At 70.6% G+C, this 21,864-nt stretch carries 19 protein-coding genes; 3 read left to right on the forward strand and 16 right to left on the reverse strand.

Translation table 11 applies throughout. The features are described from left to right. Window positions 1-457: 457 nt before the first annotated feature. Both VFW79_RS03015 and VFW79_RS03020 read right to left on the reverse strand, forming a co-directional pair. Window positions 458-1,408: a tetratricopeptide repeat protein gene (locus VFW79_RS03015; protein ID WP_329675833.1), complete on the reverse strand. Its 951-nt coding sequence runs from the start codon at window positions 1,406-1,408 to the stop codon at window positions 458-460. A gap of 28 nt (window positions 1,409-1,436) precedes the next feature. Next, complete coding sequence (locus tag VFW79_RS03020; protein ID WP_329675834.1) at window positions 1,437-2,438, reverse strand: hypothetical protein; 1,002 nt, start codon at window positions 2,436-2,438, stop codon at window positions 1,437-1,439. A 1,945-nt stretch (window positions 2,439-4,383) separates the two neighbouring features. On the opposite strand from VFW79_RS03020, the gene VFW79_RS03025 reads away from it, so the two are divergent. Both VFW79_RS03025 and VFW79_RS03030 read left to right on the forward strand, forming a co-directional pair. After that, entirely contained in the window at window positions 4,384-6,570 is a 2,187-nt protein-coding gene (locus tag VFW79_RS03025; RefSeq protein ID WP_329675835.1) for a hypothetical protein, read from the forward strand. A gap of 33 nt (window positions 6,571-6,603) precedes the next feature. Then, window positions 6,604-7,026, forward strand: a complete 423-nt coding sequence (locus VFW79_RS03030; protein WP_329675836.1) for a hypothetical protein — start codon at window positions 6,604-6,606, stop codon at window positions 7,024-7,026. 22 nt (window positions 7,027-7,048) lie between these two features. On the opposite strand, the gene VFW79_RS03035 is transcribed toward VFW79_RS03030, so the two are convergent. From VFW79_RS03035 to VFW79_RS03060, 6 genes are all read right to left on the reverse strand, one after another. Further along, window positions 7,049-7,861, reverse strand: coding sequence for an alpha/beta hydrolase (locus VFW79_RS03035; protein ID WP_329675837.1), 813 nt, complete (start codon window positions 7,859-7,861; stop codon window positions 7,049-7,051). Further along, entirely contained in the window at window positions 7,858-8,661 is an 804-nt protein-coding gene (locus VFW79_RS03040) for an alpha/beta hydrolase (protein ID WP_329675838.1), read from the reverse strand. The genes VFW79_RS03035 and VFW79_RS03040 overlap by 4 nt, the downstream gene beginning before the upstream one ends. Before the next feature lie 11 nt (window positions 8,662-8,672). Continuing rightward, window positions 8,673-8,981 (reverse strand): hypothetical protein, encoded by a 309-nt coding sequence (locus tag VFW79_RS03045; RefSeq protein ID WP_329675839.1) that lies wholly within the window; start codon window positions 8,979-8,981, stop codon window positions 8,673-8,675. 39 nt (window positions 8,982-9,020) lie between these two features. After that, window positions 9,021-10,475 carry a beta-glucosidase gene (locus VFW79_RS03050; protein WP_329675840.1) on the reverse strand — a complete coding sequence of 485 codons (1,455 nt, stop codon included), beginning with the start codon at window positions 10,473-10,475 and terminating at the stop codon, window positions 9,021-9,023. A 153-nt stretch (window positions 10,476-10,628) separates the two neighbouring features. Then, window positions 10,629-12,908 carry an alpha-xylosidase gene (gene yicI, locus VFW79_RS03055; protein ID WP_329675841.1) on the reverse strand — a complete coding sequence of 760 codons (2,280 nt, stop codon included), beginning with the start codon at window positions 12,906-12,908 and terminating at the stop codon, window positions 10,629-10,631. Further along, complete coding sequence (locus tag VFW79_RS03060) at window positions 12,905-13,051, reverse strand: hypothetical protein (protein WP_329675842.1); 147 nt, start codon at window positions 13,049-13,051, stop codon at window positions 12,905-12,907. Before VFW79_RS03060 ends, yicI begins: the two co-directional genes overlap by 4 nt. Window positions 13,052-13,324: 273 nt before the next feature. On the opposite strand from VFW79_RS03060, the gene VFW79_RS03065 reads away from it, so the two are divergent. Further along, a complete protein-coding gene (locus VFW79_RS03065) occupies window positions 13,325-14,326 on the forward strand; it encodes a LacI family DNA-binding transcriptional regulator (protein WP_329675843.1) in 1,002 nt (333 codons plus the stop codon). A gap of 56 nt (window positions 14,327-14,382) precedes the next feature. Here VFW79_RS03065 and VFW79_RS03070 read toward each other — a convergent pair whose 3' ends face one another. From VFW79_RS03070 to VFW79_RS03105, 8 genes are all read right to left on the reverse strand, one after another. After that, window positions 14,383-15,279 carry a carbohydrate ABC transporter permease gene (locus tag VFW79_RS03070; RefSeq protein WP_329675844.1) on the reverse strand — a complete coding sequence of 299 codons (897 nt, stop codon included), beginning with the start codon at window positions 15,277-15,279 and terminating at the stop codon, window positions 14,383-14,385. A 1-nt stretch (window position 15,280) separates the two neighbouring features. Continuing rightward, window positions 15,281-16,240 carry a sugar ABC transporter permease gene (locus tag VFW79_RS03075; RefSeq protein WP_329675845.1) on the reverse strand — a complete coding sequence of 320 codons (960 nt, stop codon included), beginning with the start codon at window positions 16,238-16,240 and terminating at the stop codon, window positions 15,281-15,283. A 91-nt stretch (window positions 16,241-16,331) separates the two neighbouring features. Beyond that, window positions 16,332-17,651 carry an ABC transporter substrate-binding protein gene (locus VFW79_RS03080; RefSeq protein ID WP_329675846.1) on the reverse strand — a complete coding sequence of 440 codons (1,320 nt, stop codon included), beginning with the start codon at window positions 17,649-17,651 and terminating at the stop codon, window positions 16,332-16,334. A gap of 274 nt (window positions 17,652-17,925) precedes the next feature. Next, the gene (gene nucS / locus VFW79_RS03085) at window positions 17,926-18,621 is read right to left on the reverse strand and encodes an endonuclease NucS (RefSeq protein WP_109131991.1); all 696 of its coding nucleotides are present in this window, start codon (window positions 18,619-18,621) and stop codon (window positions 17,926-17,928) included. 15 nt (window positions 18,622-18,636) lie between these two features. Next, window positions 18,637-19,062, reverse strand: a complete 426-nt coding sequence (locus VFW79_RS03090; RefSeq protein WP_329675847.1) for a DUF2550 domain-containing protein — start codon at window positions 19,060-19,062, stop codon at window positions 18,637-18,639. A 10-nt stretch (window positions 19,063-19,072) separates the two neighbouring features. Next, entirely contained in the window at window positions 19,073-19,351 is a 279-nt protein-coding gene (locus VFW79_RS03095) for a F0F1 ATP synthase subunit epsilon (protein ID WP_329675848.1), read from the reverse strand. A gap of 59 nt (window positions 19,352-19,410) precedes the next feature. Further along, entirely contained in the window at window positions 19,411-20,892 is a 1,482-nt protein-coding gene (gene atpD, locus VFW79_RS03100) for a F0F1 ATP synthase subunit beta (protein WP_329675849.1), read from the reverse strand. A gap of 78 nt (window positions 20,893-20,970) precedes the next feature. Then, entirely contained in the window at window positions 20,971-21,864 is an 894-nt protein-coding gene (locus VFW79_RS03105; RefSeq protein ID WP_329675850.1) for a F0F1 ATP synthase subunit gamma, read from the reverse strand.

The raw sequence follows: 21,864 nt of genomic DNA on the forward strand, positions 1-21,864 counted from the left end.
CACACGACCCCCACCCCGAACGGGACAAGAACCACACGACGATGAACCATCTTGGCATCGACTACTTGGCACACTGTTGAGTTCTCAAGGAACAGACGCGCATCCCGCAAGGCCCTTCGACCCGCCCGGAGGCAACCGTTCTAACTTAGCGGAGTGGACTCCCTCCGTCAACTTGCTCGTTTCTGAGCTCGCTGCGAGGATGCCGCCTCCTCCCGGACACAACAGCGCTGTGGCGACAGAGCCGCCATCAGTGTTGAGCCGGGGGTGGTCGCCCTCCGGGACCAGCCACCGCTGCGGACCATCTCTGGTCCTTCTCGGTGTCCGTTCCTCCCTGCCGGGCGACAACGTGAACACTACGCAGCGCCCCAGTGAACCGTCAAATCGCCTCGACGTGACGACGGTCACTCACATGGACTCTGACCAGCGCAGATACCCGTCTTGCGGGCGTCGCGCGACCTCAGTACAGCGCGCTGGCCAGTGCCCGACGCGCTGGGCCGACCCGCGGATCGTCACTGCCGACGACCTCGAACAGGTCGATCACGCGAACGCGCACCGCCTCGCGATCCTCCCCGGCTGTCACGCGCACCAGGTCGACGAGGCGTGTGAACGCGTCGTCCACGTTCCCCCCGAGCACGTCGAGGTCCGCGACGAGCAGCTGTGCGTCGATGTCCCGGGCGCCCGCCGCGGCCGCCGCGCGAGCAGCAGCGAGGTCAGCACCGCTCGTCCGCATCAGGAGGTTGACCTGAGCGAGACCCGCGCGCGCCATTCCGTCGCGCGGGTTCTCCTTCAGTGCTTGGGCATAGGCGTCGGCGGCCCCCGCCAGGTCGTCTCTTTCGATCGCGTCGTACGCGGCCTGGTGCAGCGGCGGGAGCGGCGGCTCCTCGGGCTCCGATGCAGGCTCCTCGCTCGTCGGGGCTGCTGAGCCGACCGTGCCGGTCACACCGTTCGCCGCAGCAGCGGCGATGACCTGGTCGAGCACCCCGCGCACCTGCTCGAGCGGATGCTGACCCTGGAACAGTGGCAGCGGCTGACCGGCGATGACCGCGACGACCGCGGGCACGGCCTGCACCGACACCTGGAACGCGGCAGCGACCTGAGGGTTGGCCTCGGCGTCGATGCGCGCGAGCAGGAACTTCCCAGCGAACTCCTCGGCGAGCGTGCCCAGGTCACGCGCGAGCGCGATGCTGACCTCGCTCCACGACGCCCAGAGCAGCACCACGACCGGGTGCTCGGTGGAGCTCTCGACCAACGAGCCGAAACCTGCCTCGTCGACGTCGACCACGTAGGTGCCAGCCACCGGCAGCCCGCCGGGACTGCCGGGCGGGGGCGTGGCCGGACGCGTCAGGGCAGCGAGATCGACCGCTCCGCGGACGTCGAGGCGCGGCTGGGGGACGGGGGGCTGACTCATCGTTGCGACTCCTGCGTGTAGCGGTTCGTCACTCGCCGGTGACGGAGGTCAGTGAGTGCTCCGCTGCGAGCACCTGGATCTGCGTCGTCGTGGAGCCTGCCGGCGGCACGTAGAACGCGACGACGTCGGTCCAGGTCCGCACCGCGCTCTTCGTCACGCTCGCTCGACCGGCCAGCGCAGCCTCGAAGGGATCGTCGAGCGCTACACGGCCCTGTGCGACCGCGATCGTCGTCTGGGTCGTCATCGCGCCGACGACGATGGCCCCGCCGTCGGCAGTGGCCAGTGCGACGATTCCTCCGTCTGTGGGCGTGTAGGTCTCGGTGACCGTCGCGACCGCCTTGAGGCTCTCGGAGTACGCCGCCCGCTTGGTCTCGATGTACGTACGGAAGAAGTCGGCTGGGAAGGCTCCAGCGAAGATCGAGGCGTCGCCGTTGGCCAGCACGTCGGCGTACTGCGCGAGCGTCTCGGCCGGACTGAGCAGGAGCCCGGTGGCGTCAGCGGCGATCGGGGCGCTGCCGTGGGCCGTGTCGGCGGTCGGCGGCATCTGCACTCCCGCACCGAGACGCGCCCAGCCCCACAGGCGATACGGGTCGCGAGCCGTCGCCTGCGTGAGCACGAGCAGGCGTGGGGCTTGGAGGTCGTCCGGCTGCTCCGTCACGACGAGCTCGGTCCGTGGCCAGGTCGTCGTGTCCGGAACGACGAGCGTCTGGGCCTTGGTAGGCAGGACGGTCGGCGGCTTGGCGCCGGCGGTGGCCGTCGCACGCACGTACTCAGCGGCTCGGATGGCGAGCGCCGGACCGGTCACGCGTCCCGGGAGGGCCCCCGGGTCGAGCGTCGCGTCCGCCGCCGTGAGCACCGCGCCGATCCGCGAGAGGACGCCCTCGGACTGAGCGACGCTCAGCACCGGAGGAGCGACGGCCGGCGCCGCTCCAGGCTCGGGCTGTGGCAGTGATGCGGCGCAGGCTCCCAGCGACAGCGCGAGCGCTGTCGTCAACGTCAACCGTGCGGCGTGGCGCAGGCCGGCCCTCATCGGTGGGTCCCTTCGTCCGTGTCTCCTGCGGCATCATCCGGTCCGTCGGCGTCATGCCCCGGGAAACCCCACGCGCGGCGCCACGCGTCGGCTCGCGCGCTCTGCGGTTCGACTGACGGTTCGTCGGTCGGCTCGACGGGAAGCGCCGGCTTGCCCATGGCCCAGGTCGGGCGTCGCATGGAGGTCTGATCCGATCCGTCGGTCGCCGCCGGGTCGCGCCGTGCGGTTCCGTGGTCCCCTGCGGGACGCGACGCGCCAGGATCGGCAGCCGTTCGGGAGCCCTGCGACTCCGGCTGGGTCCCCCCGGGCACCCAGCCACCTGGTGCGACCGGGGCGCCAGGACCGGTTCGCCCGCCGCCTGGGGCGGCGGGCCGCAGGAAGTAGCTGGGGAGAGCGGCCGTCGCCGACGTCGGCCCTGCGGGTGTGCGCGGTGAGTGGTCGTGTGGGCCCACCGGTACGGCCGACGACCGGCCGGGCTGCGAGTGCACGCCGTACTCCGACGACGTCGGGCCCGTATCAGGATGCTTCTCGCGCTCCACCGGAGGGGCCGTCGCGGCTCGCTCTTCCTCTCGGCGCGCGGCGGGCTGCACATCCTCAGCAGACCGCCAGGTCGCAGGAGGCAGACCGGCTGCAGCGCCGGTTCCGGTGGCGGTTGCGGGACCATCTGCACCAGCCCGGCGAGCTTCGCGGGCCGGGCCGGTTGCCGGGGCCCAGCCGGTGGCGGCGGGAGGAGTCGCGCCGCCGGCCCTCGCCGGAGCCTCCGTCGGTGCCTCGCGCTCTGCCAGGGGGACGAACAGCGGCTCAGCACCGGCAACGGGGGCGTCAGACGATCCTCGGCCACGCCGCCGGGTGGCCGAGCCGGTGGCTGCCTCCGCCTCGCGCAGCTGGCGGCGCGTGAGAACCACCGTCTCCGTCGCATCGGCCGAGTCCGCACCCGCTGCGGCGCCGGGTCGGGGGCTCGCGACGGTCGGCATGGCGCCTGTGAGGACGGGGTGCCACTCAGGCTCGGTCAGGCCGCGTCGGGCGCGGAGCCACAGGCGTGCGCCGAGAAGCAGACCCGCGAGCAAGAGCAGCGCTCCCCCGATGACGCCGGGCCACAGCCAGGGCGTCGTCACCGTCCGCGGCCACGCGAGCTCGATGACGGGTGACGAATCGCCGAGGCTTGCGACCAGCAGGCTCCACCGGCCCGGCTGCGCATCCCAGGTGAGCGTTGCCGTGCCGTTGCCGGTCGCCTGCGCGACCCAGAGGTCAGAGCCGGTGGGGTCAGCGACCGCAGCCGTGGCGCCTCCGGCGGTCTCGCTGGGCGCGGAGGCGGACGGTGCAGCTGCGGCCGGTTCCGAGGCAGCTGGTTCGGTCGGGGCCGGTTCGGTCGCCGCGGCTCCGGGAGCCACCGATGCGGCAGGCGTCGGAGCCTGCTCGGCGACCGTCGCGGTCCGCAGGGCATGCCAGCTCGCCAGACCGGTGATCTGGGCGTGGGCGTCCGTCCCTACCCAACCCGCCACGTCGGTGTCACGACCGACAGCGATCACCACAGGAGCGTCGTTCGCCGCGTGCACCGTGACAGTGACCGGACTGCCGGCAAGCTCGAGGACGCCGGGATCCGCGACCACCAGGTGAGCATCCGGCGAGGACCCCGCGACCAGGACGTCGTCACCTCGCCAGACGGTCGACGAGGCAACCCCGAGACCGATGGCCAGGAGGCCGAGCACGCCGAGCACGGCGGCGATGAGTCGTTGGAGCACGCGGGATCCTCTCGAACGTGACAGTCCAGGATAGGCAGGTGCCCGCGGCCAGGCAGAACGAGAGCCGGCACCGCCGCTCGGAACGAACCCGTACCGGGCGCGCACGTGGACCGTTACCCTGGCACCAGACTTGTCGCCGACCGAACCGGCGCCTCCCCCGAGGCGGTCACGGACCGGCGCCCGCGCGCTCAGGAGGATCTTCCGTGCCAGAGGACCGTTCGCCCTTCCCCGTGGTCAACTTCCGCGGCTATGACCGCGACGCGGTCGACGGACGACTCGCCGCGTTGGAGCAGGCCCTGGCAGATGCCCGCGCCCAGGTCGAGTCGCTCGACTCCCGCGCGATGCAGGTCTCGGGCGAGCTCTCCGAGGCGCACCGCCAGCTCCGTGAGGCCGAGCGCCCCACGTACTCGGGCCTGGGCTCGCGCATCGAGCAGCTGCTGCGGTCGGCGGAGGAGCAGTCGTCCGACGTCGTCCAGCAGGCGAACGCCCAGGCGTCCGACTCCCTGGCGCGCGCCAAGCTCGCAGCGGGTCAGCTGCGCGCACGCGCTGAGAACGAGGTCGCGGAGCTCCTCGCCACGGCACGCCGTGAGGCCGAGGAGCTTCGGAGCACCTCGACGACCGAGGCCGAGAGCACGCTCGCCGCTGCGCAGCGTCGGGCCGAGGAGCTCGTCGGGTCGGCAGAGCGGGAGGCTGCGCGGATCCAGAGCGCCATCACGACCGAGGAGAGCGAGCGTCGCAGCTCCCTCGAACGCGAGCTCGGAACCCTGCGGGCGACGGTCGAGCGCGAGGCCACCGAGCTGCGGATCTCGACCGAGCGGGCCGCGAGCGAGCTGCGGGGGACGACCGAGACCGAGACCAGCGCGCAGCGCGAGGACGCCGAGCGCTACGCACAGGACCTTCGGCAGAGCGCTGAGGCGGACACCACGGCGCTGCGCCAGCGGGTCGAGGCCGAGCTGGCGGCCGCACGTGGTGACGCCGAGAGGTTCGCTGCGATGCAGCGGTCGGTTGCCGCCACGGAGGTCGCGGAGGCCCGGCAGGCGCTCGCCGCCGAGCTGACGTCCCAGCGCACGGCAGCCCAGGAGTTCGCTGACAACGTCAGGTCGCGGGCCGAGCGCGAGGCGGCTGCGCTGCAGCAGCGGGTCGCGGCCGAGGTCGCGGCGTTGCGCGCCGAGGCCGAGCAGTACTCCGGGTTCGTCCGTGCGAGTGCCGAGCGCGAGACGGGCGAGATGCGGGCCACCACGGCCGACGAGGTCGCTGCTCTGCGTACCGAGACGGAGCAGACGATCGCCGCGCTGCGGCTTGAGGCGGAGACGTACGCCACCGAGCTCCGGTCGCAGGCCGAGCGCGAGACCACCGAGCTGCGCGAGCGTACGACGCAGGAGACAGGCCACCAGCGCGATGCGGCCGTCCGAGTGACGACCGAGCTGCGCGACACGACCCAGCGCGAGGCCACGGAGCTCACCGAGCAGACGCACCGTGAGGTCGCCGAGCTGCGGGAGAGCACGCGGGTGGAGGTCGAGCGACTCGTGACGGAGGCGCAGCGCACGGCTGCCGAGCTGACCGCGACGGCCAAGGCGAAGGCCGACGCCCTCGTGCGGCAGACCGAGCAGGCGCTCGCCGACGCCGAGCTCAGCATCGCGGCGCGGCACGAGGAGGCGGAGCGGTCCGACGCCGATCGGCACACGACGGCCCGCGCCGAGACCGAGCGGCTCGTCCGGGATGCCGAGGCGCACGCGACCGAGGCCGAGCAGCGGGTCGCCAAGGCACTCGAACAGGCCGAGAAGGTGCGGATCGACGCCGAGACGCACGCGAAGGAGCTGCTCTCCAACGCACGGCGCAACGCCGACCGTGTGGTCGCCGAGGCGCGCGAGCACGCCGAGAACTCCCTGTCGGAGGCGATGACCGAGTCGGAGCGCGAGCGCACGAGCGCGCAGCGGCAGGTCGAGGACCTCAACCGCCAGCGCGAGTCCATCACGTCCTACCTCGATGAGCTGCGCAACCTGCTCGGCAACGACCCGATGCCCAGCAAGCAGGCTCTCGAGCGCGCGCAGAAGGCCGAGGCGCAGTTCGCCGAGAAGCAGACGGGCGCGCAGCCCGTCGTGCCCGCACGAGCCGCTGCCGTCGGCACCGCCGGCACCGCGGGGCGGACGCCGACCAGCCAGCCTGCCTCGCGACCGGTGGCTCGGCCGGCAGGCAAGGGTCGCCCGGCGCCGGTCTCGGCGGCGGCGCAGGTCAGCGGTGACGCTTCGACCGACGCCTCGCACCACCCGGAGCCGACCGAGCGCAAGGACGCGGACGCAGCCGGGTCAGGTCGTGACGTGGACAGCGCTGCTGAGAGCGCGCCGGACGCCGTGCCGCAGGACAACGATGCTCCGGTCACCGGTCGCTGACATCGCGGGGACAGCGACGGAGGGCCCGTTCGCGTGACCACCTCGGGCGACAGCACCACGTGGCGCGAGCAACGCCGCGAGGCGAGTGCCGTGCACGCGGATGCTCTCGAGCGTCGACGCGCGGCCGAGGCCGCGCGGGCCCGCGCCCTGATCGCGGACTTCTTGGTGGACGTCCGGGCACGGCAGGTGGCGCCCGTCCCGCTGCAGGCACGGAGCTATGACGGCCGGCATCGCTACCGGACACCACTGCTCGGGTGGTACCTGCGGCGCGACAAGAACGTCGCGATCGGCACTGACGGCAACTACTACGTGCTCGGCGTCCCCACAAGCCTGCGGGCTCAGCTGCGTGGGACGTCTGTCGTGCCACGCGATCCCCCGCTCGTCGTCGGGGCCGGGGGCAAGGACGGCGAGTCGCTCGACCTCAAGGACGCGCTCGCGCGGGTGCTGAGCTCCTAGGCGGGGCGCTGGGCCGGTCCGTTCAGCCGCGAGCGCGCCGTTCGTCGATGTCGGCCCGACCGGCAAGGTCGCCGATCGCTTCCGCAACCGCGTCCGGGTCCTCGATCGCGGTCAGGTGTCCGGCATGGGGGACGACGACGAGATGCGGGGCTCTGAGGGCCGCCGCCATGTGCTCGGCCGCGGCGACCGGCGCTGCGACATCCTCGTCACCCACCAGGACGAGCGATGGCCCCGCAAACCGGCGCAGCACGGGCGTGCGGTCGGGACGAGCGGCCATCGCACGCTGGGACCACGCGACACCGGCTGGCGCCTGCTGCCCGATCAGAGCGCCGACCCGGTCAGCGAGCTCCGGGCGCAGCGTCCGGCTCGTCTCGCCGAGCAACGCTGTCGCCATCGGGCGCACCGCGTCCACGGTCCCTGACGACTCGAGCTCGGCCGCGATCCGCAGCCGGTTCGCCCGCGCCGCGTCGTCGTCCGGGGTCGATCGCGTGTCGAGCAGGCCGAGACCCGCGACGAGACCGCGATGGCGGTCCAGCAGCGCCAGCGCCACGTACCCACCCATCGACAGACCCACGACGACCGCCCGTTCGACGCCGACGGCTGCGAGGGTCTCGGCGACCGCGTCCGCCGCATCCTCGAGCGCGGGGGACGACGTCCCCAGCCCTGCCGAGCCACCGAGCCCCGGCAGGTCGACGGCGAGGACGGTGCGGGCACCGGGCACGAGCGGCGCCACGTCGTCCCACATCCGCGAGTCGAGCGGGAAGGCGTGCAGCAGGACGACGGGGAGCACGTCGCGAGGACCCGTGCGGTACGTCAGGACGTTGAGGCTGGTCATGCGGACTCCTCGGCGGGGGTGGTCACGGTTCCCGACCAGTGGGTGGGCAGCGGCAGCGGGTGCCCGGGCAGGACGTGGCCGACGATCTCGTCGAGCACGCGTCGCACGGCGGGCTCCCCCACCCACAGGTGCTTCGCCCCATCGACCCCGATGACCTCCGCGTGCCGGACCCGCGCGAACCGCGCGCGCGCCTCCTCCGGTCGCAGGTAGTCGTCGAGCTCGGGGACCAGCACGACCAGCGGCTTGCCGAACGCGTCCCACGCGTCGAGGTCGGCGTCCGTCGCGCGGTGCAACGGCGGCGACAGGAGGATCGCGCCCTCGAGCCCCGGGTCGCGCCCGTGCATCAGTGCCAGCTCGGTCCCGAAGGACCAGCCGACGAGCCAACGACGCGGGAGGTCGTGGAACTCGGCGAACTCGATCGCGGCGTGCACGTCGAACCGCTCGCCGTCGCCCGCGTCGAAGGCGCCCTCGCTCGTGCCCCGCGGGCTCGCCGTCCCGCGGGTGTTGAACCGCAGCACCGCCAGGTCGGCGAGCGCGGGCAGACGCCACGAGGCCTTGCGCAGGACGTGGGAGTCCATGAAGCCGCCGTGCGTGGGCAGCGGGTGGAGAGTCACGAGCGTCGCCGCCGGGCGCGCGGGGCTGCCGTCGACCCCGAGCGGCCGGGCGAGCTCTCCGACCAGCGTCAGGCCGTCCGCTGTGTGCAGCTCGATGTCCTCGCGATACGCGGGCAGGACCGTCAGCGACCTGATCTCAGCGCCGCCGGCCGGCCGTGGGTGCGGGTGAGTGCGTGGGGTGCTCATCGGCATCGAGCCTACCGAGCGGGCCGACGACGGTCGCGGGCGGCCCAGCACGCGACGTGCCAGTGGCGCCGGTCGGCGAGCGCCGCCTCGGCACCGAACAGCCCGTCGGCCGCCCAGGCGACGACGTGCGCCGTCCCAGGTGCGATGAGCTGGTCGCACCCCGGGCAGCGGTACTCCCGGTCCGAGCCGGTCACGCGCTGCACCGTCCAGTCGCCGCCCGGTCCGCTCTCGCTGCTGCGCCCGCCACGCACGCGGTCGATGTCGAGCGGCAGGGGCTCCGCGCCGTACGGGCGCTTCGTCGACCTCCGGCTGCTCGGCATGGTGTCCATCCTCCTCCGACGACGTGCGGCGGCGAACGCTCAGCCCAGCGTCGCTGCCGACTCGATCGTCGGGATCGCATGGGCGCGGATGAGCTCGGCGTACCAGTACGCCGAGTCCTTGGGCGTGCGCTCGAGCGTGTCGTAGTCGACGCGCACGATGCCGAACCGGCGGTCGTAGCCGTACGCCCACTCGAAGTTGTCCATGAGCGACCACACGAAGTAGCCGCGCACGTCGGCGCCGTGGTCGATGGCCTCGCCGACCGCGTCGATGTGGTCGTGCAGGTAGGACACGCGGTCGAGGTCGTGCACGCGACCGTCCGGCGACACCTCGTCGTGAAACGCCGCACCGTTCTCAGTGACCACGAGCGGCAGGCCCGGGTAGCTCTGGTGCAGGTCGACGAGCAGCTCGGTGAGGCCCTCCGGCTCGATGTTCCAGCCCATCGCGGTGTGGGGGCCTGGCAACGGGAGCCACTCGATGTCGTCGGTCGCGGGCCAGGCGCTCAGCGCCGAGGACTTGTGGCCGTCGGGCCCCGGCGTGCCGTCCCCCGGCACGCGCACGGCGTCCGACTTCCGCACGAGCCCGGTCGCGTAGTAGTTGACCCCGAGGACGTCGAGCGGGATCGAGATGAGGTCGAGGTCGCCCGGCTGCACGAAGGACCAGTCGGTGACCGACGCGGTGTCCTCGATGACGTCCGCGGGGTAGGCGCCGTCGAGCAGCGGTCCGAGGAAGACCCCGTTGGCGAGCCCGTCGATCCGCCGCTTCGCGTCGAGGTCCTCGGGCGAGTCGGACGCCGCGCGCGTCACGTGCAGGTTGAGCGTGATGGAGATCTGGGCGTCCGGCCCGACGACGTCGCGCACGGCGCTCCCCGCGAGCCCGTGCGCGAGGTTGAGGTGGTGCACCGCGGCGAGTGCGTCGGCGTGGTTCTCACGACCGGGCGCGTGCACGCCTGCTGCGTAGCCGAGGTAGGCCGAGCACCACGGCTCGTTGAGGGTCGTCCAGATCTTCACGCGGTCGCCGAGCACCTCGGCAGCCTTGGCGGCGTAGTCCGCGAAGCGGTACGCAGTGTCGCGCGACGGCCAGCCACCCGCGTCCTCGAGCGCCTGCGGGAGGTCCCAGTGGTAGAGCGTGACGACGGGGTCGATTCCGGCGCCGACGAGCTGGTCGACGAGGCGGGAGTAGAAGTCCAGGCCCCGGGGGTTGAACGCACCCGAACCCGCGGGCTGGATGCGCGGCCACGCGAGCGAGAACCGGTACGCGTGCAGCCCGATCCGCTTCATGAGCGCCACGTCGTCGACCATGCGGTGGTAGTGGTCGGCCGCCACCGCACCGGTGTCACCGTTCAGCACCTTGCCCGGCGTGCTGGAGAACGTGTCCCAGATCGACGGCCCGCGACCGTCTTCGTCGACGGCGCCCTCGACCTGGTACGAGGCGGTCGCCGAGCCCCAGAGGAAGTCGGCGGGGAACTGGCGTCCGGAGGGGCGCGCTGTCGTCATCGGGCAGTCCTTCATGGTGGGTCAGGGGCGTCAGGCGCCGGGTTCGGCACGGCAGCCCACGTCAGATCGAATCGATACGATACACGGCCCGGCCCGAACCCGCGAGGGTCCGACCCGGGCCGTGCGACGACGCACGACGATACGCGAGCACCGTCAGACGGCGACGTCGACCGAGGCCTGACCGGCCTCGGCCCGAGCCTCGGCGCCACCGACCACACGCACCGACCACGGGCCCGTCGCACCGGTCGCGTCGACGCGGATATGGTCGCCGTCGCGCGCCACCGTGAACGTCGCACCCTCGGCGCCTCCCGGCCGCGGGACGGTCGTGACCGACCGGTGCCCGTCGGGGAGCTCGAACAGCTGCAGGGTCACGCCGTCGACGTAGTCGTAGTCGGGGCGGTCGGTTCGTGCGCCCACCGGGAGCACCGTGCCGGGCCGGACCAGCAGCGGCAGCGAGTCGAAGCCGTGACGCTCGTTCACCCAGCGCGGACCCGTCAGGTGCTCGCCTGTCAGGAGGTGCGTCCAGGTGCCCTCCGGCACGTAGAACGACACGTCGCCGACCGCGTTGAACACGGGGGCCACGAGCAGCGCGTCGCCGAGCATGTACTGCGTGTCGATGCCCGCGGTCCCCCGGTCGTCGGGGAACTCGAGAATCATCGGCCGCATGACCGGCGTCCCCGCGGCGTGCGCCTCGCCGCCGACGCGCGCGAGGTAGGGCATGAGCGACAGCTTGAGCTTGGTGAACCGGCGCGTGACGTCGACGGCCTCCTCGTCGAACGCCCACGGCACGCGGTAGGAGCCGGAGCCGTGCAGACGGCTGTGCGACGACAGCAGGCCGAAGGCGAGCCACCGCTTGAACACCGCGGGGTCGGGCGTGCCCTCGAAGCCGCCGATGTCGTGGCTCCAGTAGCCGAAGCCCGACATCGCGAGCGACAGCCCACCCCGCAGCGACTCCGCCATCGACACGAACGTCGACTCGCAGTCGCCACCCCAGTGCACCGGGAACTGCTGGCCGCCCGCAGTCGCCGAGCGGGCGAACAGCACGGCCTCGCCCTTGCCCTTCTCCTCCTCGAGCAGCTCGAAGACGGCCTTGTTGTACAGGTGCGTGTAGTAGTTGTGCATCCCCGCAGGGTTCGATCCGTCGTGCCAGACGACGTCCGTGGGGATCCGCTCGCCGAAGTCGGTCTTGAACGCGTCGACCCCCATGTCGAGCAGGCCCTTGAGCTTGCCCTGGTACCAGGCGGTCGCCTCGGGGTTGGTGAAGTCGACGAGCCCCATGCCGGCCTGCCACAGGTTCCACTGCCAGACCGACCCGTCGGGGTTCTTCACGAGGTAGCCCAGCTCGCGTCCCTCGGCGAAGAGCGCCGAGCGCTGGGCGATGTACGGGTTGATCCACACGCAGATCTTCAGGTCCTTGGCCTTGAGCCTGGCCAGCATGCCCTCGGGGTCCGGGAACGTCGCCGGGTCCCACACGAAGTCGCACCAGTGGAACCGGCGCATCCAGAAGCAGTCGAAGTGGAACACCGACAGCGGCAGGTCGCGCTCGGCCATGCCGTCGATGAAGCGCGTGACCGTGGTCTCGTCGTAGTCGGTCGTGAACGACGTCGACAGCCACAAGCCGTACGACCACTCCGGCACCCGCGCGGGACGCCCGGTCAGCGCGGTGAGCTTGCGCAGGATGTCCTTCGGGGTCGGTCCGTAGATGACGTAGTAGCGCAGCGACTGACCCTCGACGCTGAACTGGGCGCGCGAGACGACCTCGGTGCCGACCTCGAACGAGACCTTCTCGGGCTGGTCGACGAAGACGCCATACCCGGCGTCGGTCAGGTAGAACGGGACGTTCTTGTACGCCTGGTCCGACGCCGTGCCGCCGTCCGCGTTCCAGATGTCGACCGTCTGGCCGTTCTTGACGAACGCCCCGAACCGCTCGCCCAGCCCGTAGACGTGCTCGCCGACTCCGAGCGTCAGCTGCTCGCGCACGAAGTGCCGTCCCACGGCATCGGTGATCACGCCGACGCTGCGGGAGGTCGACGTCGTCAGCTGGCGGTCGCCCGCCACGAAGTCCACGTTCCACTCGCCCTCGGTCGCCACCCGCGCCGTCAGCGCACCCGATCGGAACGTCGCGACCGGTTCACCCGAGCGGTCGGGTCCGGACACCTCGACGTCGGCCGAGGCGGTCGCGAGCTCGAACCTCGGGCCCCTGTTCAACCCACCCTGGAAGTGCTCGATCGTCACCCCGACGACGTCGTCCATGGGCGAGTGGAAGGACACGGTCACGAGCGGACGGTTCAGGGTGTCACCCCGCTTCTCGAGCGGCCCGGTCGCGGCGTACACCGTGAGGGACCCCGGCTCCGCTACCACGTCGTCGACCGCCTGAGGCCGCAGGATCGTGACACCGGGCAGCACCTGCCAGTAGCCATCGTTGAACTTCATGACGTCCTCTCGATCAGCGCGACGGCGCCCTCGGGTCCGAGGTCGACCGTGCCCGTGGTGTCAGTACCGGTGAGCAGGTCTCGATGGATGCCGGCCAGCACGACAGTGCGCTGATCGGCAGCGGGGTCGAGCAGGAACACCACATGCCATGGCTCTGTTCGTGTGCTCGTCCTATCATCGAAGCGTTTCGACATTCTAGAGGCTCCAGGTCTGAAGTGTCCACGCATGCATCCCATGAAAATAGGCACCTGGTCGCGATACTCGCCGTCGAACCGCTTGCGTGTCGAATCGATCCGTCGTCCACGCCGCCAGTCCTGCTCGGGGCCAATCTCGGCGCTAAGGTAGGCGCGGAGGCGCCCAGACGCGCCCGACGGCGGCCACCCGGCCGGACGCACGACCGAGCAGACAGGCGCACGGTGGCAACGATCGACGACGTGGCGAGAGCCGCTGGAGTGTCGACCTCGACGGTCTCGTACGTCCTCTCCGGAAAGCGCCCCATCTCCGCAGCGACCCGTCTCCGCGTCGAGCGGAGCATCCGCGACCTGGCCTATCGGCCGCATGCCGGCGCACGCGCACTCGCGTCGAGCCGTACGAACGTGATCGGGCTCATGGCGCCGCTGCGGGTCGACGTCAACGTCAGCGTCATCATGCAGTTCGTGACCGGCGTCGTCACGGCGGCCCGCACCTTCGACCACGACGTGCTGCTGCTGACGCAGGACGACGCCACCGGGCTCGAACGCGTCGCCGACGGCTCGATGGTCGACGCGCTGATCATGATGGACATCGAGGCCGACGACCCTCGCGTCCCCGTCCTCGTCGGGCTGCGCCAGCCGGCCGTGCTGATCGGCCTGCCCCGCGACTCGGCGGGCCTGTCGTGCGTCGACCTCGACTTCGACGCCGCGGGACGGGTCGCCGTGCGGCACCTCGCGCGCCTCGGGCACCGACGGATCGCCCTGATCGGTTCGCCCCGCGCGGTCCTCGAGCGCCACACGTCCTACGCGGACCGCATGCTGCGGGGGTTCACCGCCGAGTCCAGGGAGCTCGGGCTCGTCGCAGTCGCGGTGTCGTGCGAGTCGTCGCACACAGGAGCGATCGCCGCCGTCGACCAGGTCCTCGAGAGCATGCCCGACGTCACGGCTCTCGTGGTGCACAACGAGGTCGCGCTGCCAGCCGTCATCGCGACCCTGCGCGAACGCGGCCGCCGCGTCCCCGATGACATGTCCCTCGTCGCCGTGTGCCCGGAAGACGTCGCTGTCGGACAACCGCTCCCCCTCACCTCGGTGGACATCCCTGCCCACGCGATCGGACGTGTCGCCGTGGAGATGGCGATGGCTCGCGTCGAGGCCGAGCAACCGGCCGAGACGCGCTTGCTGCTCCCGGTCCTGACCGAACGCCAGAGCACCGCGCCGCTGAACTGAACCGCATGATCGGTCGGGCGCGGCTCGCCGAGCACGACACCCCACTCGCGGCCCCGCTACTTGACCGCCCCGGCCGTGATCCCCCGAGTGAGCGTGCGCTGGAAGATCAGGAAGAAGATGATCGCCGGCAGCAGGCTGATGAGCGAGCCTGCGTTGATCGTCGGTGCGTCCATGAGGCGGTCGCCCTGCAGCGACGCGAGCGCCACGGGGATCGTCTGGGTGCGGTTGTCGATGAGCATGACGAGCGGGATGAAGAACTCGTTCCACGTCCAGATGAAGAAGAAGATGACGAGCACCGACAGCGTGGGTCGGCTGATCGGGAAGACCACGCGCCACAGGACCTGCCAGCGGCTTGCGCCGTCGAGCGCCGCGGCCTCGAGGATCGACGGCGGGAAGGTGGCGAACACCGAGGACAGCAGGTAGGTGCCGAACGCGCTCTGGATCACGGTGAAGATGATGATCACCGAGAGCTGGTTGTTGTAGAGCCCGGTGGCCTTCGCGAGGTAGTAGAGCGGGTAGATCAGCGCCTCCTGCGGCAGCATGTTCGCGAACAGGAAGATGGCGACGATCCACAGCCGGCCCCGGACGCGCCCGATGCCGAGCGCGTACGCGTTGAGCAGCGACACCACCGTCCCGAGCAGGGCGACCGCGCCGCTGATGACGATCGAGTTGACGAGCTTCTCGGGGAAGTTGACGCGGTGCCAGAAGTTCACGAGCCCATCGGTGTAGAGCTTGCTGGGCAGGCTCAGCGGACCGTTGGCGGAGTACTCGGCGGGCGACTTGAACGCGTTGAGAACCATGATCACGAACGGCACCATCATGGCGAGCGCCACGAGCACCGTGAGCGCCAGGATGACCCAGCGCAGCGCGCCACGGTGGAACCTGTCGCGCGGTCGGTGCGCGGCGACCGGAGCCGGACCGGCCGGGTCCAGGACGAGGATGTCAGCAGCCATCTCAGCGGCCCTCCTTGCGCTCGCTCGCCGCTTGCGCGCGCATGAACACAGCGGCGACGACGATGACGATGAGGGTCAGGACGGTCGCGATCGACGCGCCGTAGCCGACCTGGGACTTCGGGAAGAAGTTCTGGTACGAGAAGTACGACGGCACGTTCGTGGTGTTCTCCGGGCCACCCTTGGTGAGCACGTAGATCGGGCCGAACACCTTGAGGGCCGCGATGGTGCACGTCAGCGTCACGACGAACGTCTCGGGCTTGATCTGCGGCAGGGTGATCGCCCGGAACCGGGCCATCCACCCCGCACCGTCGAGCTCGGCGGCCTCGTACAGCTCGGGGTCGACGCGCTGGAGCGCGGCCATGAAGATGACCACCGGGTAGCCGACCTGGACCCAGATCATGACCAGCATGACGGTCGGCAGGGCCGTCTTCGTGTCCCCCAGCCAGTTGAGCGCGAGCGAGTCGAGGCCGATCCGCCGCAGGAGCACGTTCAGCGCACCGGTCTGCGGGTTGAGGATCCAGCCCCACAGGATGCCGGCGACGGCGACGGGCAGGATCTGCGGCAGGTAGTAGGTCGCCCGCAGCGTGCTCGCGACCCGGCCCGGGAACCGGCGACCCAGGTAGTCGAAGAGCACCGCGGCGAGGAGCAGGCCCAGGATGGTCGGCACCACGACCATCGCGACGATCATGGCGATCGAGTTGCGGAAGGACAGCCAGAACGTGTCGTCCTGGAGCAGCCGCGAGTAGTTCTTGAGCCCGATCCACTTCGGGTCACCGATGCCGGCCCACTTCGTCATGCTGAAGTAGAGGTTCATGACGAACGGGACGAGGATCACCCCGACGAACAGGACCCCGCCGGGCAGCAGGTAGGGCCAGTAGCTGAGCTGCCCGCCCCCCTTGCGTCGTCGGCGGGTCCTCGCACCGCCGGACGCCTGTGTCGGCGCCTGCACCGTTGTCGTCATGTCGCTCGTCCCTCTCGGTCTGGTCCCAGGTGCGCTGGTGCGCTGGTGGCGCCGACCCGAGGGTCGGCGCCACCCGTGCACAGGTGCGGTGTCAGCCCGCGTTGGCGACGCCGTCGTCGTAGGCCTTGCCGATGTCCGTGAGCACGGCCTGCGGCGTCTTCGACTGGTTGATCAGCGACTGGAACCCGGCGACCAGCACGTCGTAGTAGCCGGGGACCGGCCAGTCGGGGTAGAACGCGAGGCCGTCGTTGTTCAGCACGTCGTTGAACGCCGTGATGAGCTCCTGGCTCTTCGGGTCAGTGATGTCCGAGGCCTTCGCAGCGACCGGGAGCCCGCCGTTGTTGCCGAGGATGGCCTGGATCTCGGGCCGCATCGTGATGTCGATGAAGTCGTACGCGAGGTCCTTGGCCTTGGACTTCGCCGGGACGACCCAGAGGTTGCCCGACGAACCGGCGTTGAGCTTGTTGCCCGGGAAGTTGAAGATGCCCCAGTCAAAGCCCTTGATGTCGGTCGTGAACCGGCCGTACCACCAGCTGCCCGACACGAGCATGGGCGACGTGCCGTTGATGAAGCTCAGCCCGGCGTCCTCAGCCTTGAGGCTCGCGGAGTCCGTCGCGATGTAGCCCTTCTTGACCCACTGGTCGAAGGTCTCGGCGCCGTACTTGAGCGGGTCGGCCTGGAAGTCGACCTTGCCCTTGTACATCTGGTACGAGTCGACGAACTTGCGGTCGGCCTTGCTGAGCGCGAGCTCGTAGTAGAGCTGACCGGCGGGGTATTCCGCACCGGCCATCGCGAGCGGCGTGACGCCCGCGCTCTTGAACGTGTCGAGCGCCGCCGTGAACTCGTCGAACGTCTTCGGCACGGCGATGTTGTGCGCGGCGAACATCGCCTTGTTGTAGTAGACCGTCACGAACTCGCCGTAGTTCGGGACGCCGTACCAGTTGCCCGACCCCATGACGCCCTTGTCGTCGTAGCGTGCGGTCGTCTGCAGGCTCGGGGCGAGCTTGGTGTCCCAGCCGCGCTTCTTGGCCACGTCGGTCAGGTCGGTGAGGAGGCCCTGCGACGCGAGGAGCCCAGCGGTCGCGTTGCCCTTGTTGTACTCCATGATGTCGGGGCCCTGGTCCGAGCTGAGGACCATGCCCGCGGTCTGCTGGATCTGCTCGAACGCCTTCTGCTCGAACTCCACCTTGACGCCCGGGTGCTCGGTCTCGAAGACCTTGATCGACTCGTTCCAGGCCTTGCCCATCGCGCTGTCGGCGCCTTCGTAGTGCCACAGCTTGAGGGTCGTGGCGCCGGACGTCGCCTCCGACGTCGTCTGGGTCGAACCGCCGCCGCTGCTGCATGCTGTCAGCACGAGCGGGAGTGCCGCGATCGCGGCGATCAGTCCCAGGCGCTTGCTGTAACGCACCATCTTCGTCCTCCTCATTGAGTGTTTCGATCGTGTCATGCGGTCCGAGGAGGCGCCCGGCATGGGCACCGCTCGGTGGACACCGCGCCAGTGCGGGCCGTCCCCCTGCGCCAGGGTCGGCTGCACGGCAAGGTGACGATGTCCCGGCCGAAGCGTTCATCGAAGCGCTTCGACGATTCAAGCATGTGCCTGGAAACGTGCGCAGTCAAGTTTCGGCGGATCACCGTTCGGTCACGGTCTGGGCACACGCAAGCGAGGAGAAGCTCACCCGCCGCCGTCAGAAGAGGCGCGAGTCCACGTCGTCGACGCCGCGCATCGCGTCGTAGTCGAGCACCAGGCACAGGATGCCCCGGTCGGTCGCGAGCACCCTGGCCTGCGGCTTGATCTCCTGAGCGGCGAACACCCCACGCACCGGAGCAAGGTGCGGGTCGCGGTTCAACAGCTCGAGGTACCGGGTCAGCTGCTCGACACCGTCGATGTCCCCGCGACGCTTGATCTCGACGGCCACCGCAACCCCGTCGGCGTCGCGGGCGAGGATGTCGACGGGCCCGATGGCCGTCGGGAACTCACGGCGGACCAACGTGTGGCCCGCCCCGAGCGCCCCGATCTGGGCGGCGAGCAGCTCCTGCAGGTGCGCCTCGACGCCGTCCTTCACGAGGCCCGGGTCGACGCCGAGCTCGTGCGCCGAGTCGTGCAGCACCTCGTGGACCTCGATGACGAGCCGGTCGTCGCTCTTGGTGTGCTGGACGGTCCAGACCTCCGCGGCGCCGCGCTCGGTGGCGTCGTCGTCGGGCGAGCCGATCGCGAGCGTGCACGGCGGGCTCATCCAGTTGAGCGGCTTGTAGGACCCGCCGTCGGAGTGCAGCAGGACGCTGCCGTCGGCCTTCACGAGCACGAGCCGGGTGGCCAACGGGAGATGGGCGTTAAGACGCCCGGAGTAGCGGGCGGAGCACCGCGCGACGACGAGCCGCATGGGCCTCTCCCCCCTTCAGATCACGTGGCCCGTGGCCGGCGGCGCGGCCTCGAGCCACGAGGCCAGCCCCGCATAGGCCTCGGCGGACATCAGCAGGTCGAACGCGTCGTCGTCAGTCCGACACCGCACGACGAGCTGGCCCTCGTACCCTCGCGCGTCGGCCACCGCGAGGTGCTCGATGACGAGCATGCGCGACCGCAGCCACGACCGGGTCGGACGCGGGGCCAACGACCACCAGCGCCACCAGTACAGGCTGTCGGCGCCGTACTGCCCGATTCCGGCGATCCACGGTGCGTTCGGGTCGGTCGCGCGGCTGAAGGCGCACTCGAAGGAACCGACGCGACGCGTGAGCGTCTGCACGCGCGAAGCGCCGAGCGCAAGCACGCACAGCACGAGCACCACGACAGCGCCGAGCACGAGCGCGGCATGAGCACCCGTCACGGCCAGACCGTCAGTGCGCGGTGGTGCCAGGGGCGGCCTCGACCGAGTCCACCACGACCGTCACCTGGTCGGAGTCGACGGACAGGAACCCGCCGTCGACCATCCATCGCAGCGCCTCGCCGTCCGACGTCTTCACGCGCAGCTCGCCGCGACGCAGGATCGTCAGCACGGGCGTGTGGCCCACGAGGATGCCGATCTCGCCATCCGCGGCGGGCGCGCTCACGAGCCGGGCACGACCCGACCAGATCTTGCCGTCGGCGGCGACCAGGTCGACCTCGAGGTCTGCCATGCGGGACTCCTTAGGGATCGGGAGCGCGAGCTCCGGGACGGGATCGAGGGCCTCCGAGGTCAGACCCCGTACTCCTTCTGGATCCGTGCCCAGTTGCGCTCGAGGTCCTCGAGGCCACCGATGTTGAAGAACGCCTGCTCGGCCATGTGGTCGAACTCGCCGTCGGCGATCTTCCCGAAGGCCTCGACCGTCTCCGCGACCGGGACCGTCGAGCCGACGACACCGGTGAACTTCTCGGCCATGTAGGTGTTCTGCGAGAGGAACTGCTGGATGCGGCGGGCCCGGGCCACGACGGTCTTGTCCTCCTCGGACAGCTCGTCGACGCCGAGGATCGCGATGATGTCCTGGAGCTCCTTGTTGCGCTGCAGGATCGACTTCACGCGCGTCGCGGTGTCGTAGTGCGCCTGGCCCACGTACCGCGGGTCGAGGATGCGGCTCTTGGACGCGAGCGGGTCGACGGCCGGGTACAGGCCGCGCGAGGCGATCTCACGGCTCAGCTCGGTCGTCGCGTCGAGGTGGGCGAACGTCGTCGCGGGCGCGGGGTCCGTGTAGTCGTCGGCCGGCACGTAGATCGCCTGGAGCGACGTGATCGAGTGACCACGCGTCGACGTGATGCGCTCCTGCAGCTGGCCCATCTCGTCGGCGAGGTTCGGCTGGTAGCCGACCGCCGACGGCATCCGGCCGAGCAGCGTCGAGACCTCGGAACCGGCCTGCGTGAACCGGAAGATGTTGTCGATGAACAGCAGCACGTCCTGCTTCTGCACGTCGCGGAAGTACTCCGCCATCGTCAGGGCCGACAGCGCGACGCGCAGACGCGTGCCCGGCGGCTCGTCCATCTGCCCGAAGACGAGGGCCGTCTTGTCGAAGACACCCGCCTCTTCCATCTCGACGATGAGGTCGTTGCCCTCGCGGGTGCGCTCACCGACACCGGCAAACACCGAGACGCCACCGTGGTCCTGCGCGACGCGCTGGATCATCTCCTGGATGAGGACCGTCTTGCCGACGCCGGCACCACCGAACAGGCCGATCTTGCCGCCGAGGACGTAGGGCGTCAGCAGGTCGATGACCTTGATGCCCGTCTCGAACATCTGCGTCTTGGACTCGAGCTGGTCGAAGGCCGGCGGCTTGCGGTGGATCGGCCAGCGCTCGGTGATCTCGAGCTTCTCGCCCGGGGCCAGGTTGAGCACGTCACCGGTCACGTTGAACACGTGCCCCTTCGTGATGTCGCCCACCGGGACGCTGATCGGCGCGCCGGTGTCGGTCACGAGGGCACCGCGGACGAGGCCGTCGGTCGGCTTCAGCGCGATCGCCCGCACGAGCGAGTCGCCGAGGTGCTGGGCGACCTCGAGCGTCATCGTGAAGGACTTCTCGTCCTCGCCCTGAGACGACAGGTCGATCTTGACCGTGAGGGCGTTGTACATCTCGGGGATCTGGTCCGACGGGAACTCGATGTCCACGACGGGGCCGATCACCCGGGCGACGCGGCCGACTCCGGGCGTGCCCGACTCGGTCGGCGTGCCGTCGACGGTGGTGGCGGTCATGTCCTGCCTCGCTTCGCTCGACCGGAGCGGACTCCGGCGTGGTCTGGGTCGTGCGGTCCTGCTGGGCGTTTCTGGGGGTCAGGAGGCGAGTGCGTCGGCGCCCGACACGATCTCGCTGATCTCCTGGGTGATCTCGGACTGCCGCGCCTGGTTCGCCAGTCTGGTGTACAGGCGGATGAGCTCTTCGGCATTGTCGGTCGCAGTGTGCATCGCTCGTTGCCGGGCCGCGAGCTCGGACGCTGCCGCCTGCAGCATGCAGGAGTAGATGCGGCTCCGCACGTAGCGCGGGAGCAGCGAGTCGAGCACCGCCTCCGGGCTCGGCTCGAACTCGTAGAGCGGGAGCACCTCGTTCGTGCCGACCGGCGCGACGCCCTCGACGACCTCGAGCGGCAGCATCCGGATCACTCGGGGGCGCTGGGTCACCATGTTGACGAACTGCGTGTAGACGACGTGCAGCTCGCCCACGCCGCCCTCGTCCGCGGGCGCCTGGAAGGCCTCGAGCAGCACACTCGCGATCTCGTCGGCCACCTCGACATCCGGCGCGTCCGAACCGCCCGTCCACTGCGCCGTCAGCGCACGCCGACGGAACGAGTAGTACGAGACCGCGCGGCGCCCGAACACGTACAGCGCGACCTCCTTGCCGGCGGCCTCGAGCCGCTCGACCAGGCGCTCTGCCTCACGGATGGCACTCGCGGAGTACGCGCCCGCCATCCCGCGGTCGGACGCCACGAGCAGCACCGCGACCCGGTTCGTGTCGCTGCGCTGGGAGAGCAGCGGGTGCGACACGGTCGAGTGCGTTGCGAGCGCCGAGACGGCGTGCGTGATCGCCCGCGAGGCAGGCGTCGCGTGGTGCATGCGGTCGCGCGCACGTCCGATCCGCGACGCAGCGATCAGCTCCTGGGCGCGGAACATCTTCTTCAGCGCCTGGGTCGACTTGATGCGCTGCTTGTAGACGCGCTGGGTACCGGCCAT

It is taken from the genome of Cellulomonas sp. (genome assembly GCF_036279715.1).
Classification (GTDB): domain Bacteria; phylum Actinomycetota; class Actinomycetes; order Actinomycetales; family Cellulomonadaceae; genus Cellulomonas_A.

Excerpts from the sequence above, each read along its gene's own strand:
- VFW79_RS03105 (WP_329675850.1), bottom strand. The coding sequence starts at position 21,864 with ATGGCCGGTACCCAGCGCGTCTACAAGCAGCGCATCAAGTCGACCCAG.
- VFW79_RS03070 (WP_329675844.1), bottom strand. The coding sequence starts at position 15,279 with ATGGCTGCTGACATCCTCGTCCTGGACCCGGCCGGTCCGGCTCCGGTC.
- atpD (WP_329675849.1), bottom strand. The coding sequence starts at position 20,892 with ATGACCGCCACCACCGTCGACGGCACGCCGACCGAGTCGGGCACGCCC.
- VFW79_RS03015 (WP_329675833.1), bottom strand. The coding sequence starts at position 1,408 with ATGAGTCAGCCCCCCGTCCCCCAGCCGCGCCTCGACGTCCGCGGAGCG.
- VFW79_RS03050 (WP_329675840.1), bottom strand. The coding sequence starts at position 10,475 with ATGACGACAGCGCGCCCCTCCGGACGCCAGTTCCCCGCCGACTTCCTC.
- VFW79_RS03075 (WP_329675845.1), bottom strand. The coding sequence starts at position 16,240 with ATGACGACAACGGTGCAGGCGCCGACACAGGCGTCCGGCGGTGCGAGG.
- yicI (WP_329675841.1), bottom strand. The coding sequence starts at position 12,908 with ATGAAGTTCAACGATGGCTACTGGCAGGTGCTGCCCGGTGTCACGATC.
- VFW79_RS03035 (WP_329675837.1), bottom strand. The coding sequence starts at position 7,861 with ATGACCAGCCTCAACGTCCTGACGTACCGCACGGGTCCTCGCGACGTG.
- VFW79_RS03095 (WP_329675848.1), bottom strand. The coding sequence starts at position 19,351 with ATGGCAGACCTCGAGGTCGACCTGGTCGCCGCCGACGGCAAGATCTGG.
- VFW79_RS03080 (WP_329675846.1), bottom strand. The coding sequence starts at position 17,651 with ATGGTGCGTTACAGCAAGCGCCTGGGACTGATCGCCGCGATCGCGGCA.
- VFW79_RS03045 (WP_329675839.1), bottom strand. The coding sequence starts at position 8,981 with ATGCCGAGCAGCCGGAGGTCGACGAAGCGCCCGTACGGCGCGGAGCCC.
- VFW79_RS03020 (WP_329675834.1), bottom strand. The coding sequence starts at position 2,438 with ATGAGGGCCGGCCTGCGCCACGCCGCACGGTTGACGTTGACGACAGCG.
- VFW79_RS03040 (WP_329675838.1), bottom strand. The coding sequence starts at position 8,661 with ATGAGCACCCCACGCACTCACCCGCACCCACGGCCGGCCGGCGGCGCT.
- nucS (WP_109131991.1), bottom strand. The coding sequence starts at position 18,621 with ATGCGGCTCGTCGTCGCGCGGTGCTCCGCCCGCTACTCCGGGCGTCTT.